15 protein-coding genes are annotated in these 14,828 nt (G+C 62.5%); 6 read left to right on the forward strand and 9 right to left on the reverse strand.

Going from position 1 to position 14,828, the window contains the following annotated elements:
* Positions 1–4: 4 nt before the first annotated feature.
* Together PMI20_RS10840 and PMI20_RS10845 are read right to left on the reverse strand one after the other, a co-directional pair.
* Positions 5–406, reverse strand: coding sequence for a hypothetical protein (locus PMI20_RS10840; protein WP_007920620.1), 402 nt, complete (start codon positions 404–406; stop codon positions 5–7).
* Positions 387–1,754 (reverse strand): MFS transporter, encoded by a 1,368-nt coding sequence (locus tag PMI20_RS10845; protein WP_007920621.1) that lies wholly within the window; start codon positions 1,752–1,754, stop codon positions 387–389. The genes PMI20_RS10840 and PMI20_RS10845 overlap by 20 nt, the downstream gene beginning before the upstream one ends.
* A gap of 118 nt (positions 1,755–1,872) precedes the next feature.
* Between PMI20_RS10845 and PMI20_RS10850 the strand changes: the two genes are divergently transcribed.
* Together PMI20_RS10850 and PMI20_RS10855 are read left to right on the forward strand one after the other, a co-directional pair.
* On the forward strand, positions 1,873–2,760 hold the full coding sequence (locus tag PMI20_RS10850) for a LysR family transcriptional regulator (protein WP_037033593.1): 888 nt from the start codon (positions 1,873–1,875) through the stop codon (positions 2,758–2,760).
* 46 nt (positions 2,761–2,806) lie between these two features.
* Positions 2,807–3,931: a GNAT family N-acetyltransferase gene (locus PMI20_RS10855; RefSeq protein ID WP_007920623.1), complete on the forward strand. Its 1,125-nt coding sequence runs from the start codon at positions 2,807–2,809 to the stop codon at positions 3,929–3,931.
* A 15-nt stretch (positions 3,932–3,946) separates the two neighbouring features.
* Here PMI20_RS10855 and aqpZ read toward each other — a convergent pair whose 3' ends face one another.
* The 5 genes from aqpZ to PMI20_RS10880 form a co-directional block, all read right to left on the reverse strand.
* The gene (gene aqpZ / locus PMI20_RS10860) at positions 3,947–4,645 is read right to left on the reverse strand and encodes an aquaporin Z (RefSeq protein ID WP_007920624.1); all 699 of its coding nucleotides are present in this window, start codon (positions 4,643–4,645) and stop codon (positions 3,947–3,949) included.
* 364 nt (positions 4,646–5,009) lie between these two features.
* Positions 5,010–6,842, reverse strand: coding sequence for an ABC transporter ATP-binding protein (locus PMI20_RS10865; protein ID WP_007920625.1), 1,833 nt, complete (start codon positions 6,840–6,842; stop codon positions 5,010–5,012).
* A gap of 88 nt (positions 6,843–6,930) precedes the next feature.
* Entirely contained in the window at positions 6,931–7,494 is a 564-nt protein-coding gene (locus PMI20_RS10870) for a peptidylprolyl isomerase A (RefSeq protein ID WP_007920626.1), read from the reverse strand.
* A 3-nt stretch (positions 7,495–7,497) separates the two neighbouring features.
* Entirely contained in the window at positions 7,498–8,301 is an 804-nt protein-coding gene (locus PMI20_RS10875) for an alpha/beta fold hydrolase (protein WP_007920627.1), read from the reverse strand.
* A 43-nt stretch (positions 8,302–8,344) separates the two neighbouring features.
* Positions 8,345–9,268, reverse strand: a complete 924-nt coding sequence (locus PMI20_RS10880; RefSeq protein ID WP_007920628.1) for a PA3225 family LysR-type transcriptional regulator — start codon at positions 9,266–9,268, stop codon at positions 8,345–8,347.
* A gap of 49 nt (positions 9,269–9,317) precedes the next feature.
* Between PMI20_RS10880 and PMI20_RS10885 the strand changes: the two genes are divergently transcribed.
* From PMI20_RS10885 to PMI20_RS10895, 3 genes are all read left to right on the forward strand, one after another.
* Positions 9,318–9,632, forward strand: coding sequence for a hypothetical protein (locus tag PMI20_RS10885; protein ID WP_007920629.1), 315 nt, complete (start codon positions 9,318–9,320; stop codon positions 9,630–9,632).
* A 149-nt stretch (positions 9,633–9,781) separates the two neighbouring features.
* Entirely contained in the window at positions 9,782–10,381 is a 600-nt protein-coding gene (locus tag PMI20_RS10890) for an FMN-dependent NADH-azoreductase (RefSeq protein ID WP_007920630.1), read from the forward strand.
* 239 nt (positions 10,382–10,620) lie between these two features.
* The gene (locus PMI20_RS10895; RefSeq protein ID WP_007920631.1) at positions 10,621–11,481 is read left to right on the forward strand and encodes a carboxylate/amino acid/amine transporter; all 861 of its coding nucleotides are present in this window, start codon (positions 10,621–10,623) and stop codon (positions 11,479–11,481) included.
* Positions 11,482–11,640: 159 nt separating this feature from the next.
* Here PMI20_RS10895 and PMI20_RS10900 read toward each other — a convergent pair whose 3' ends face one another.
* Positions 11,641–12,939, reverse strand: a complete 1,299-nt coding sequence (locus tag PMI20_RS10900) for a mechanosensitive ion channel family protein (RefSeq protein WP_007920632.1) — start codon at positions 12,937–12,939, stop codon at positions 11,641–11,643.
* Positions 12,940–13,131: 192 nt separating this feature from the next.
* On the opposite strand from PMI20_RS10900, the gene PMI20_RS10905 reads away from it, so the two are divergent.
* On the forward strand, positions 13,132–14,469 hold the full coding sequence (locus PMI20_RS10905) for a DEAD/DEAH box helicase (RefSeq protein ID WP_007920640.1): 1,338 nt from the start codon (positions 13,132–13,134) through the stop codon (positions 14,467–14,469).
* A gap of 56 nt (positions 14,470–14,525) precedes the next feature.
* Here the strand turns inward: PMI20_RS10905 and PMI20_RS10910 are convergent, their stop codons facing one another.
* A complete protein-coding gene (locus PMI20_RS10910; RefSeq protein WP_007920642.1) occupies positions 14,526–14,801 on the reverse strand; it encodes a hypothetical protein in 276 nt (91 codons plus the stop codon).
* Positions 14,802–14,828 lie beyond the last annotated feature (27 nt).

Below are 14,828 nucleotides of genomic sequence, written 5' to 3' on the forward strand. Positions count from 1 at the left end.
GCTGTCAGCTTAACGGTGTTTCATGCAGGTACAGCCACTGGGCCGAGTGCTCATGGATGCGGATCACCACCACCGAGAGGCGCGAGGTTTCCTTCTGGTCCAGGCGATGGGTTTCCTTGTAGCGGATCGCCGCGCTGTGGCCTTCGTGCCACACGGTGTGCAGGTCGCTGACAAGGATTTCCAGGCCGGGGCGGGCACCGACGGCGCCGCGGAACATCTGTTCGACCTGCTCGCGGCTGACGATGGCGCCCGCGGTGGTAACCATGCTGAAGTGCTCGGCGAAGGCCGGCAGCAGGCGGTCGATGGCGGCGGCGCCGTTGCCGTCCTGGTCGGTGAAGACCGCGTGGATCAGGTCGTGGACCGCATGGATGCTGTGTTTGGCCTGTTCAACGATTGTGTTGTGCATGACATTCCTTTTGCGTGGTCAGGTTGCTCATCTGCAACAGGGGTAACAGACCCATCACCGCCGCGATGACGAAGGTCAGGTGATAGGCCGGGGTAGACGCCAGGCGGGCGAGCAGCAGGTTGTAGATCATCAGGAACAGCGCGGCGCCGATGCTGAAGGACATCTGCCGGTTGATGTTCCAGATCACGCTGCCCTTGTGGGTATCGGCACCTTCGAAATCCATCAGCGAAGTGGTTTGCGCGGTATTGGCGCCGATGCCGCCGCCGATGCCCATCAGGCAGTAGGCGATGACGATGATCGGCAGGTCGGCGGCGCTGTCGACCAGGTACAGGGTGGCGATGCCGGCGCTGTGCAGGAGCATGCCGAGGGTGAACAGGCGCCGGGCGCCGAAGCGGTTGTAGACCCGGCCGCAGACCAGCATGGCGATGAAGGCGCCGCTGGCGTAGAGGATCATGAACATGCCGGTCAGCTGGGCGCTGAAGTGCAGGCTGTTCTGCAGGAAGAAGATGCTCAGCAGGTTGACCCCGGTGAACACTCCGGGAATCGCGTAATAGATGAAGATCGAGGTACTGAGCTTCTTGCTCTTGAGCAGGCTCAACTCGACGATGGCGTTGTCGCAGCGGCGGTAGTGCAGGACATACAGCACCACACAGGTGACCCCCAGCATCAGGCAGCTCAGGGCGGCCAGCGGTGGGTAGTCGCCGCCGTACAGCGACATGCCCATCAGCAGGCTGCCCAGGGCTGCGCTGACCAGCAGCAGGCCCTTGATGTCCGGGCGCGCCAGGCTGGCGGGCCGGGCTTCCTTGATCCACAGCCAGGACAGGGCAGCGGCGATCAGCGAGAACGGAATGTTGCTGTGGAACACCCAGCGCCAGGAGCTGCTGTCGACGATCACGCCGCCGATGGTCGGCGAAATGGCCGGGGCGATCAGGGCGACGGCCATCACCAGGGTGGAGATCTTGGCCCGCTGCGGGCCCTGGAACAGGTTGAAGGTCAGGGCCTGGCCCACCGGGATCAGCAGGCCGCCGCCGATGCCCTGGACGAAACGCCAGATCACCAGTTCATGGAAGCTGCCGGCCATCCCGCACATCCAAACGGCGGTGCTGAACACCAGCATCGAGGCGGTGAGGGTTTCGCGGCTGCCGAAACGTCCGGCCAGCCAGGTGCTCACCGGAATGATCAGGGTCAGGCCGAGAATGTAGGCATTGGCCACCCAGGCCACGGATGAAGTCGAGACGTGCATCTCATGGGCAATACTCGGTAAAGCCACTGCCGACATGAATATGTTTATACAGTCGATAAAGAACCCGATGAGGAATATAAGAGCCACTTTGTAGCGATAAGTCATATGATCTCCCTTTTGCGGCGGGATCATAGGAGCGATAGACCGAGGGTGTCGATACGCCTATACTTGAAACATTGTTTGGTGGAATTTGACAATGATTTACAACACGGTGAGCTATAACATGCACACGCATCTAAATCGCGTCCAGACATTCCTGGCGGTTGTCGATTTCGGTTCCTATACCAAGGCAGCCAACTACCTGTGCATCAGCAAAGCCATGGCCAGCCTGCATGTCAAGGCGCTCGAGGAAGTTTTGTCGGCGACCCTGTTGATCCGCAATACCCGCAATATATCCCTGACGGAAATAGGCCAGGACTTTTATAACGAGTTCAAGGGGATTGTCGCGGATATCGACAATGCCTTCGAAAATGTCCTGCATGGGCATAATCGTATTTCTGGAAAGTTGCGTTTCAGTTCAACTAGTGAATATGGCGAGCGCTATATACTGCCGATCATTTCCAAGTTCACCGAGCGTTATCCGGAGATCCGTCTTTGTTATAACTTCAACTCTTCGTTGAATGATCTGGTGGCGGAAAAACTCGACCTGGTGATCCGCCTGGGCAACCTCGCCGACTCGGCTTTCAAGAGCCGCAAGCTAGCTGATTACGACATCGTCCTGGTGGCCAGCCCGGACTTTCTGGCGCGCCATCCGGTGGGCGAGCCCCTGGACCTGAACAGCGTGCCGTGGATCGCCAACAGCAACCTGCAAGGGCCGACCAACTGGACCCTGAGCCACCCGCAACGGGGTCAGGTCGAAGTCAGCGGGCCCAATCATTTCGAATCCAATTCCTCCACCGCCATTCGCGCCATGACCCTGTCGTCCCTGGGGGTGTCGGTACTGCCCGGCTGGGTGGTCGAGGACGACCTGGCCAGCGGCCGGCTGGTGCGCCTGCTGCCCGACTACGCCTTGCCTTCGCAGTCGGTGAACGTGGTGTTTCCCAACAGTTCGCACCTGCCGCACAAGTCGCGGGCGTTCATCGATTTCCTGTTGCTGCACCTGGGGCAGTGATCGGCGATACTCGGCGCGTTCGTGGACCACACTCGCGGGGAACCCAATGCCGTTGCAATCCTTGACCAGCCTGGCCGCCGTCGATCCGCAGCAATGGGACGGTTTGCTCAGTGACGGCCAGCCGTTTCTGCGTCACGCCTTTCTCAGTGCGCTGGAAGACAGCGGCAGCCTCGGCCCGAACTCTGGCTGGCAGGCCGAGCACCTGCTGCATGTGCAAGATGGACGCCTGATCGCGGCGCTGCCCAGCTACCGCAAGTGGCATTCCTACGGCGAGTACGTGTTCGACCATGGCTGGGCCGACGCCTGCGCCCGGGCCGGCATCGAGTATTACCCCAAGCTGCTGAGCGCCGTGCCCTTCAGCCCGGTCAGCGGCGCGCGGCTGCTGGCGGCAAGCCTGGAAGACGGCCTTGAACTGTTGCAAAGCCTGCCCGGTTACCTGGAGATCGAAGGGCTTTCCAGTGCCCATATCAACTTCACCGACGCCTTTACCGATGCCGCCCTGGCTGGGCAAGCCGGTTGGTTGCAGCGCCTGGGTTGCCAGTTCCATTGGCAGAACCGCGACTATCGGGACTTCCAGGACTTTCTCGATACCCTCAGTTCGCGCAAGCGCAAACAGATGCGCAAGGAGCGCGAACAGGTAGCGGGGCAGGGCATCGAATTCGAGTGGCTCGAAGGCCGGCAACTCAGCGAAGCGCAGTGGGATTTTGTCTACGCCTGTTATGCCAATACCTATGCGGTGCGGCGCCAGTCACCCTACCTGACCCGGGCCTTTTTCAGCCTGCTGGCCGAGCGCATGCCCGAGGCCATTCGCGTGGTGCTGGCCAAGCAGAACGCCAGGCCGGTAGCCATGGCCTTCAGCCTGATCGGTGGCGACAGTTTCTACGGGCGTTACTGGGGCTGCCTGGCGGAATTCGATCGTCTGCATTTCGAAACCTGTTTCTACCAGGGCATGGATTACGCCATCGCCCAGGGGGTGCAGCGTTTTGATGCTGGGGCCCAGGGTGAGCACAAGTTGATTCGGGGGTTCGAGCCGGTGATTACCCGGTCCTGGCACTACCTGCGACACCCCGGCTTGAAAGCGGCGGTGAAGGATTTTCTCCAGCAGGAGCGGGTGGGCGTGCTGGCTTACGCCGAAGAGGCGAGGGCCGCGCTGCCGTATCGGCAGGCGTGACCCTCGGGGTTGCTGTCAGCTGTCTTCCTTGCCCAGCCAGCGATAGAGGCCACCGCCGACCACCGCGCCGAGAATCGGCGCCAGCCAGAACAGCCACAGTTGCTGGATCGCCCAGCCGCCGACGATCAAGGCCGGCCCGGTGCTGCGCGCCGGGTTGACCGAGGTGTTGGTCACCGGAATCGAGATCAGGTGGATCAGCGTCAGCGCCAGGCCGATGGCGATTGGCGCGAAGCCCACCGGTGCACGTTTATCGGTGGCGCCGAGGATGATCACCACGAACATCCCGGTCATCACCAGCTCGCTGACAAAGCCCGCCGCCAGTGAGTAGCCCCCCGGCGAATGTTCGCCATAGCCGTTGGAGGCCAGCCCGCTGGCCAGCTCGAAGCCAGGCTTGCCGCTGGCGATGAAGTACAGCAGCGCCGCGGCGATCACCCCGCCTATCACTTGCGCGATCACATAGGCGGGCAGTTCCTTGAGCGGAAAACGCCCGCCGACCACCAGGCCGACGGATACCGCGGGGTTGAGATGACAGCCGGAGATATGGCCGATGGCGAAGGCCATCGTCAGCACGGTAAGACCGAAGGCCAGCGCCACGCCGAGCAGGCCGATCCCGACATCCGGAAACGCGGCCGCCAGTACGGCGCTGCCGCAACCACCCAATACCAGCCAGAAGGTGCCTAACAACTCAGTGACTGAACGTTTGAACAGCGACATAGAAGTTATTCCTTATCGATCCGATAAAGCCGTTATGCAGCCGTGCAGCCTGGCTACAGGCCCTGCTCCAGAACCTAGGCTCAGTACAGCAGGCTTTTTTTACAAATCCAGTGCGAAAAAAACGCCAGGGCCCTGTTCACGGGGCTCTGGCGTTTTTTGTAGCTGCCGGCGCAGCCTACAATCGGCCGCGCAGCGGTCGTAAATCTTGCAACCCTGATCTGCCTGAAAGAGCGCATTCACCGGTTTGCGACGGCTACGCCGTCGATCGCAGCCTCGCGGGCTCGGCAGCGGCTACGGGTGAAGGGTGGCGCAAAAAAAACGCCAGGGCCCCGAAGGGTGCTGGCGTTTTTTGGGGCGGGGCGGATCAATCGATACCGACGAACCCCCCGGTCTGGTGCTGCCAGAGGCGCGCATACAAACCGCCGTGGGCCAGCAGCTCGGCATGGCTGCCGGTCTCGGCGATGAGGCCTTTTTCCAGGACCACCAGGCGGTCCATGCGGGCGATGGTCGAGAGGCGGTGGGCGATGGCGATCACGGTCTTGCCTTGCATCAGGGTCTCCAGGCTTTCCTGGATCGCCGCCTCGACTTCCGAGTCCAGGGCCGAGGTGGCCTCGTCCATGATCAGGATCGGCGCATCCTTGAGCAGCACCCGGGCAATGGCGATGCGCTGGCGCTGGCCACCGGAGAGTTTCACCCCGCGCTCACCGACGTGGGCATCGAAGCCGGTGCGGCCCTGGGCGTCGGAAAGCAACGGGATGAACTCGTCGGCGCGGGCTTTGCGCACCGCTTCCCAGAGTTCCTCGTCGGTGGCGTCGGGCTTGCCGTACAGCAGGTTGTCGCGGATCGAACGGTGCAGCAGCGAGGTGTCCTGGGTGATCATGCCGATCCGCTCGCGCAGGCTTTCCTGGGTCACGTCGGCGATGTTCTGGTTGTCGATCAGGATGCGCCCGCTCTCCAGGTCATAGAGCCGCAGCAACAGGTTGACCAGGGTCGACTTGCCGGCGCCGGACGGGCCGATCAGGCCGATCTTTTCCCCGGGCCGGATGGTCAGGTTGAGGTCGCTGATGACCCCGGCCTTTTTCCCGTAGTGGAAATCCACATGCTCGAAACGCACTTCGCCGCTGGCCACCGCCAGGCGTGGCGCCTGCTCGCGGTCGCTGACGCTGATGGGCTGGGCGATGGTCAGCAGGCCGTCCTGGACCATGCCGATGTTCTCGAAGATGCCGTTGACCACCCACATGATCCAGCCGGACATGTTGACGATGCGAATCACCAGGCCGGTGGCCAGGGCGATGGCGCCGACCGAGATCAGCGACTGAGTCCACAGCCACAGGGCCAGGCCCGTGGTGGAGACGATCAGCAGGCCGTTCATGGCGGTGATCACCACGTCCATGCTGGTGATGACGCGCCCGGCTAGCTGGCTTTTCTCGGTCTGTTCGCCGATGGCTTCGCGCGCGTAGTTCTGCTCGAAGTGGGTGTGGGCGAACAGCTTGAGGGTGGTGATGTTGGTGTAGCCGTCGACGATCCTGCCGACCAGCTTGGAGTTGGCGTCCGAGGAGATCACCGAGCGCTCCTTGACCCGCGGCACGAAGTACCAGAGCGCGCCGATGTAGCTGGCGATCCAGATCAGCAGCGGGATCATCAGGTGCCAGTCGGCCTCGGCGAACAGCACCAGGGCGCTGACCGCATAGATCAGCACGTGCCACAGCGCGTCCACCGCCTGCACCGCCGAATCGCGCAGCGAGTTACCGGTCTGCATGATGCGCTGGGCGATGCGCCCGGCGAAATCGTTCTGGAAGAAGTTCAGGCTCTGCTTGAGCACGTAGCTGTGGTTCTGCCAGCGAATCAGGCTGGTCATGCCCGGGCTGATGGTCTGGTGCACCAGCAGGTCGTGCAGGGCGACGAACAGCGGGCGGAAGATCAGCGCGACCACCGCCATCCAGGCCAGCTCGAGGCCGTGGGTCTTGAAGATCTCGACATTCGGCGTGCCCTGGGCCAGGTCGATGATCGTGCTCAGGTAGCTGAACAGCGACACTTCGATCAGCGCGACGAACAGGCCGACCACCAGCAGGGCGACGAAGCTCGGCCAGACCTGCTTGATGTAGTAGAGGTAGAAGGGCAGTACGCGGTTGGGGGGAGCGGCAGTGGGAGCGTCGCGGAAAATATCGATCAGCTGTTCAAAACGACGATAGAGCATGGGATCTGACGCCCGCGTGGCGGGCTCTCCTTATCAGTAAGCAGGCGCAGCGCTGTGTCAGCGCCGCGCCGGGACTCCCGGTGACACATTAGTCGATGCGCTTGGCCGACTTGATCAGCACGGGGTCGATCGGCACGTTTTGCATGCCTTGTTTGGTGGTGGTCTGCGAGTTGACGATCTGGTCGACCACGTCCATGCCGCTCACCACTTTGGCGAACACCGCGTAACCGGCATCGCGACCCGGATCGAGGAAGGCGTTGTCGGCGACGTTGATGAAGAACTGGCTGGTGGCCGAGTTCGGGTTCGAGGTGCGGGCCATGGACAGGGTGCCACGTACGTTATGCAGACCGTTGCTGGCTTCGTTCTTGATCGGGTCGCGGGTTTCCTTCTGCACCATCTGCGGAGTGAAGCCGCCGCCCTGGACCATGAAACCCGGGATCACCCGGTGAAAGATGGTGTTGGTGTAGAAGCCACTGTCGACGTAGTCGAGGAAGTTCTTGCTGGAGATCGGGGCCTTGACCGGGTCCAGTTCGACTTCGATCTTGCCGAAGCTGGTGTCCAGCAGGACGTGAGGCGCCTTGGCCGGTTGGGCGGCCATCAGGTTGGCAGCAAACAGAACGGAGCCGGCGACGAGGGCGATTTTTTTCAGCATGGGTCAGTGATCCTGGGTGGTGGTGTCGACTGCGGTTAAAAACTCGAGCAGGGTTTGGTTGAAGCGTTGCGGCTGGTCCAGCGGCGTGGCGTGACGCGAATCGGCGATCACCACCAGGCGCCCGTCGGGCAGCAGTTTCACATAACTTTCTTTCAGTGCGACCGGGGTGTAGTCACGGTCGGCGCTGATGACCAGGGTTGGACAGGCGACTTGCGAAAGTCGTTCCTGGACCCCCCAGCCAACGATGGCATCGAAGCTTGCGAGATAAGCACGTTTGTCGTTTTTTGCCCAGCGCTCGGCCATCTTTTGCCGCAGCTCGGCCTGCGCAGGTAGGGGGAACAATTTGCCGGCCAGGGCAATGCCGATGGTTTCCAGGCTGAGCAGGCGCATCAGGCTCCAGCGCTTGAACCATTGCCAGGCATCGTTGGCGCTGCGGATCTTGACTTCGGGCGCGCTGTTGACGATGCACAGGCTTTTCAGCAGCCCGGGCTGATCCACCGCGACCTGGAAGGCGATCATGCCGCCCATGGACAGGCCTACCAAGTGCACCCGCGACAGGTTCAGGTGTTCCAGCAGGGCGATGAGGTCGGCGCTGAACCCGGCGATGCTGTAGGGCTCGCGGGGTTTGTCGGAGCGGCCATGGCCGCGCACGTCGGGCAGGATCAGGCGGTAATGGGCGGACAGCTCGGCGATCTGCTTTTCCCAGTCACGGGTGCTGGAGCCGAGCCCGTGGACCAGCACCAGCGGTTCGCCATGGCCGTATTCCTCATAGTGCAGGGTGCATCCTTCGTGTTCGAAATAGGCCATGGCTGAATTCCTGTTCAGGCGCGTGGAGGGTTCAAGTACGGGGTCAGGCTTGTTCCGGGGCGGCGAACGGCGCGTCCAGCGGCGCGGTGTCGAAGGTGCGCAGCAACTCGACGAGGATCTGCGTGGCCGGGCCCAGGGGTTTGTCCTTGTTCGAGTACAGGTAGAAGGTCGGGTGGCGGCTGCCGCCCTGGTCCAACGGTAGCACCTTGAGCAGGCCCTCCCGGAGTTCGCGCTCGATCATATGCCGCGGCAGCCAGGCAAAGCCCAGGCCGCTGCCGACGAAGGTGGCGGCGGTGGCCAGGCTGCCGACGGTCCAGCGCTGTTCGGCGCCGAGCCAGCCGACGTCCCGCGGCTGTTGGCGGCCGGAGTCGCGGATCACCACCTGCAACTGGCTTTCCAGGTCCTGGAAATTCAGCTCGCGGTTCAGGCGGTGCAGGGCGTGTTCCGGGTGGGCCACGGCGACGAACTCCACCGAGCTCATTTCCGTGCCCAGGTAGCCGGAGATATTGAAGCCACTGATGGCCAGGTCGGCCACGCCTTCGAGCAGCACTTCTTCGACCCCGGACAATACTTCTTCGCGCAGGCGCACCCGGCAGCCACGGCTTTGCGGCATGAAGGCGGTCAGCGCGCGGACCAGGCGCGCGCTGGGGTAGGCGGCGTCCACCACCAGGCGCACTTCGGCTTCCCAGCCCTGTTCCATGTGGTGGGCCAGGTCTTCCAGCTGGCTGGCCTGTTTTACCAGTTGCCGCGAGCGCCGCAGCAACACGCCGCCGGCTTCGGTGAGCACGGCCTTGCGCCCATCGATACGCAGCAGCGGCACGCCCAGTTGGTCCTGCATGCGCGCCACGGTGTAACTGACAGAGGATTGCGAACGGTGCAGCGCTTCGGCCGCCTGGGCGAAGCCGCCGTGGTCGACCACGGCCTGCAGCGTTCGCCATTGATCGAGGGTAACGCGGGGCGCTTTCATGAGGAGCTCCTCTTGTCCTAAGCTGGCGCTCCTTATTGGAGACTGCCGAATGAGAAAATTCTGTTGTGTGTTGCTGGCCCTGCTGCCGCTCAGTGCGTTCGCCTATCCCATCGACGTGAAGAAACACCTCGAAGGCGTGAGCATCGACTACACCGCCTACGACACCGATGCCGATATCGGTTCGATCCAGGTGAACAACTACGGCACCACCGACGCCGCCTGCACGGTGGTCTTTCGCAACGGTCCCGAAGCCCCGCGCACGCGCAAGGTGGAAGTGGCTGCCGGCAAGTTCAAGAACGCCACGGCCAAGTTCAACCGCAGCATCATCAAGCTGCGCATCGACCTGACCTGTACCGCCAAATAAGCGCAAAGCGGAGCAGGGTGCGCGACCTGCTCCGCTTATAAACGAATTTATTGATTGGTTATAGCAGTTATTTGCGCTTTTTCATCGATATGACTCTGTTTAATCTGCGCTCCATCGACCTACAGCATTCCCGATGGAGGCTACATCCCATGTCCCGCGTTCTGATCATCGAAAGCAGTGCCCGTCAGCAGGATTCCGTTTCCCGTCAGCTGACCCAGACCTTCATCAAGCAATGGCAAGCGGCCCACCCGGACGACCAGATCACCGTGCGTGACCTGGCGGTAACCCCGGTGCCGCACCTGGATATCAACCTGCTGGGCGGCTGGATGAAACCCGCCGGGCAGCGCAACGAGATCGAAGAGGCCTCGCTGCAGCGCTCCAACGAACTGACCGACGAACTGCTGGCCGCCGACGTGTTGGTGATGGCCGCGCCGATGTACAACTTCGCCATCCCGAGCACCCTCAAAGCCTGGTTGGACCACGTGCTGCGTGCCGGTGTGACCTTCAAGTACACCGAGACCGGTCCCCAGGGCCTGCTCAACGGCAAGCGTGCCTATGTGCTGACCGCCCGTGGCGGCATCTACGCCGGCAGCACCGCGGACCACCAGGAACCCTACCTGCGCCAGGTCATGGGTTTCATCGGGATCCACGACGTCGAGTTCATTCACGCCGAAGGCATGAACCTGGGCGGCGACTTCCAGGAGAAGGGCCTGAACCAGGCCAACGCCAAACTGGCCCAGGTCGCCTGATCCGTTAATCGCCAGATAATCGCGCAGTGGTCTAGTAGGCCCTGCGCTCCCCTTCAAGTTTGTTTGCGCATCGAACCTCCCTTTGCACTTGTTGCTCCTGAGTGCTCCTGCCCGATTGAACGCTTTGCGAGATCGGGCTTTTTTTTGCCCACGATTTATCAACCCCGCTCCTACGGAAGGTGTTTTATTGTGCGCGGCAAAACCGCTATCGTCGCCGCCTCTTCAAGACGAGGCGAGCAATGGGCTATCTACTTTTTGTCACGCTGATCCAGGCGTTTTCCTTCAGCCTGATCGGCGAATACCTGGCCGGGCATGTCGACAGTTACTTCGCGGTGCTGGTCCGGGTGCTGCTGGCCGGGCTGGTGTTCATCCCGCTGACCCGCTGGCGCCAGGTGGAGCCGGCGTTCATGCGCGGCATGCTGCTGATCGGCGCCTTGCAGTTCGGCGTGACCTACGTCTGCCTGTACCTGAGTTTCCGTGTGCTGACGGTGCCGGAGGTGCTGCTGTTCACCATCCTCACGCCGCTGCACGTGACCCTGATCGAGGATGCGCTCAACCGCCGCTTCAACCCCTGGGGCCTGCTGGCGGCGCTGGTGGCGGTGGCCGGGGCGGCAGTGATCCGCTACGACCGCATCAGCCCGGACTTCTTCATGGGCTTCTTGCTGCTGCAACTGGCCAACTTCACCTACGCCGCCGGGCAGGTGCTGTACAAGCACCTGGTGGCGCGCCATCCGAGCGACCTGCCGCATTACCGGCGTTTCGGCTACTTCTACCTGGGGGCGCTGGCGGTGGTGTTGCCGGCTTTCCTGTTGTTCGGCAAGCCGGACTTCCTGCCCGAAGCGCCGTTGCAATGGGCGGTGCTGCTGTTTCTCGGGCTGGTGTCCACCGCGCTGGGGCTGTACTGGTGGAACAAGGGCGCCTGCCTGGTCACTGGCGCGACCCTGGCGGTGATGAACAACCTGCATGTGCCGGTGGGGCTGCTGATCAACCTGTTGATCTGGAACCAGCACGAAGAACTGGGGCGCCTGTTCCTCGGGGCGCTGGTGATTCTGGCGGCGGTGTGGATCAGCCGTCGCGGCACGAAAACCGTCACCCCGTAGGTTGTAGGAGCGAGGCTTGCCCGCGATAGCGACCTGACAGACACCGCGGGGTCAGGCCGCTGCGCGGATCGCGAGCAAGCTTCGCTCCTACAGATAGGCAGATAGGCAGATAGGCAGATAGAGGGTGATCGCCCCGGGGACGGGGCGATCAGGCGGGAATTACAGCGCGCGTTTTTCCACTTCGGGGATATGGCTGGCGCCCAGCACCGCCGGCAGCAGGCCGGCGCGCAGGTCGTTGCCGCTCGGCTGTTGATACAGGCTCAAGCCGAATTCCGGCATCACCGCCAGCAGGTAATCGAAGATATCGCCCTGGATCCGCTCGTAGTCGGTCCACGCCGTGGTGCGGGTGAAGCAGTAGATTTCCAGCGGAATGCCCTGGGCGGTGGTCTGCATCTGGCGGACCATGCAGGTCATGTTCGGCTGGATGTCCGGATGACTCTTGAGGTACGCCAGGGCATAGGCGCGGAAGGTGCCCAGGTTGGTCATGCGGCGGCGGTTGGCCGACATGGCGGCGACATTGCCCTGGGCTTCGTTCCAGCTCTTGAGCTCGGCCTGCTTGCGACTGATGTAGTCGGTGAGCAGGTGGACCTTGCCCAGGCGCGCTTCTTCCTCATCGTTGATGAAACGCACGCCGCTGGCGTCGATGTACAGGCTGCGCTTGATCCGCCGGCCGCCGGACTGCTGCATGCCGCGCCAGTTCTTGAACGACTCGGACATCAGGCGCCAGGTGGGGATAGAGACGATGGTCTTGTCGAAGTTCTGCACCTTGACCGTGTGCAGGGTGATATCCACCACATCGCCGTCGGCGCCGACCTGGGGCATTTCGATCCAGTCACCGACTCGCAGCATGTCGTTGCTGGTCAGCTGCACGCTGGCGACGAACGACAGCAGGGTGTCCTTGTAGACCAACAGGATCACCGCCGACATGGCGCCCAGGCCGGACAACAGCAGCAGCGGCGAGCGGTCGATCAGGGTGGCGACGATGATGATCGCGCCGAACACGAACAGCACCATCTTCGCCAGCTGCACATAACCCTTGATCGAACGGGTGCGCGCATGTTCGGTGCGGGCGTAGATGTCCAGCAGGGCGTTGAGCAGGGCGCTGATGGCCAGCACCTGGAACAGGATGGTGAAGGCCAGCGCCAGGTTGCCGAGGAACACCAGGCTGGTCTTGCTCAGCTCCGGTACCAGGTGCAGGCCGAACTGGACCACCAGCGACGGGGTCATCTGCGCCAGGCGATGGAACACCTTGTTCTGGCGCAGATCGTTGAGCCAGTGCAGGGACGGCTGGCGGCCGAGCAGCTTGACCGCGTGCAGGATCAGGTAGCGCGCCACTCGTCCGACGAGCAGCGCCACCACCAGCAGGATGACCAGGGCCAGGCTGGAATGCAGGAGCGGGTGCTCATCGAGCGCCCCCCAGAGGTCTTGAACGTTGAGCCAGAGCTGTTTGAAATCCATGGGGTCAGAAGCTTCCTCTATGAGACGAGACGGATCGATTAGAACATTTAAGCCGTCGAAAGTTACCGTTAAGGACAAATCGCTGACAAAAACCAATTGTTTACCGTGGTTTGCGTGAAAGAAACTCGGCCTTCGCGCCCGAAACCGTTACCCTATGCAGCTGTTTTTTTGCATATCTTCGAGGTAGCACCCGTGTTTTCCCAATTCGCCCTGCACGAACGCCTGCTCAAAGCCGTGGCCGAGCTTAAATTTGTCGAGCCAACGCCTGTGCAGGCAGCGGCCATTCCGCTCGCGCTCCAGGGGCGTGACCTGCGGGTGACGGCACAGACCGGCAGCGGCAAGACCGCCGCGTTCGTCCTGCCGATTCTCAATCGCCTGATCGGTCCGGCGAAGATCCGCGTCAGCATCAAGACCCTGATCCTGCTGCCGACCCGCGAACTGGCGCAGCAGACCCTGAAGGAAGTCGAACGCTTCTCGCAGTTCACCTTCATCAAGGCCGGCCTGATCACCGGTGGCGAAGACTTCAAGGTCCAGGCCGCCATGCTGCGCAAGGTGCCGGACATCCTGATCGGCACCCCGGGCCGCCTGATCGAGCAACTGAACGCCGGCAACCTCGATTTGAAAGAAGTGGAAGTGCTGGTCCTCGACGAAGCCGACCGCATGCTCGACATGGGCTTTGCCGACGACGTGCAGCGCCTGGTGGACGAGTGCCCGAACCGGCAGCAGACCATGCTGTTTTCCGCCACCACCGGCGGCTCGGGCCTGCGCGAGATGGTCGCCAAGGTCCTGAACAACCCTGAGCACCTGCAGCTGAACGCGGTCAGCCAGCTGAACGACACCACCCGCCAGCAGATCATCACCGCCGACCACAACCAGCACAAAGAGCAGATCGTCAACTGGCTGCTGGCCAACGAGACCTACCAGAAGGCCATCGTCTTCACCAACACCCGCGCCATGGCCGACCGCATCTACGGCCGCCTGGTGGCCCAGGAGTACAAGGCATTCGTCCTGCACGGTGAGAAAGACCAGAAGGACCGCAAGCTGGCCATCGACCGCCTGAAGCAGGGTGGGGTGAAAATCCTCGTCGCCACTGACGTCGCCGCCCGCGGCCTGGACGTCGACGGCCTGGACCTGGTGATCAACTTCGACATGCCGCGCAGCGGCGACGAGTATGTGCACCGCATCGGCCGTACCGGGCGTGCCGGCAACGACGGCCTGGCCATCTCGCTGATCTGCCATGGCGACTGGAACCTGATGTCGAGCATCGAGCGCTACCTCAAGCAGAACTTCGAGCGTCGCACCATCAAGGAAGTCAAAGGCACCTACGGCGGGCCGAAGAAGGTCAAGGCCTCCGGCAAGGCCGCGGGCGTGAAGAAGAAAAAGACCGACGCCAAGGGCGACAAGAAAAAAACCGCGGCCAAGGCCCCGACCAAGCGCAAGACCGCCAACCGGCCGAAAAGCGATGCCCTGGTCAGCCAGGACGGCATGGCGCCGCTCAAGCGCCGCAAGCCAGCACCGGCTGCCGAATAAGCCGTAGCGCAACAGAAAAAGCCCGGACCCTGTCCGGGCTTTTTATTGGCCGGCGATCAGCTGTCGGCCTTCTTCTCGGCCGCGTCCAGCTCTTTCAGGCGCTGGTCGATCAACTGGCACTTGTCCGGCAGATCCTTGCTGGCCGTGCTCAGGTCCATCTTCTGCAACTCGTCGTTGATTTCCTTGGCCTTGGCCGGGTTCTGCTCGGTGAGCCTGGTCACTTCCTGGGCCAGTTGCTCACGCTTGGCGGTGGCCTCGTCAAGGGTGCAGGCCCAGGCGGGCAGGGTGCAGAGCAGGGTGGTGGCGATGCTGAAGGAGAGGAGCGATTTCATGGGGGTGGCCTCTTGATCGGGGCGACA

This window comes from Pseudomonas sp. GM17 (assembly GCF_000282175.2).
Classification (GTDB): Bacteria; Pseudomonadota; Gammaproteobacteria; order Pseudomonadales; family Pseudomonadaceae; genus Aquipseudomonas; species Aquipseudomonas chlororaphis.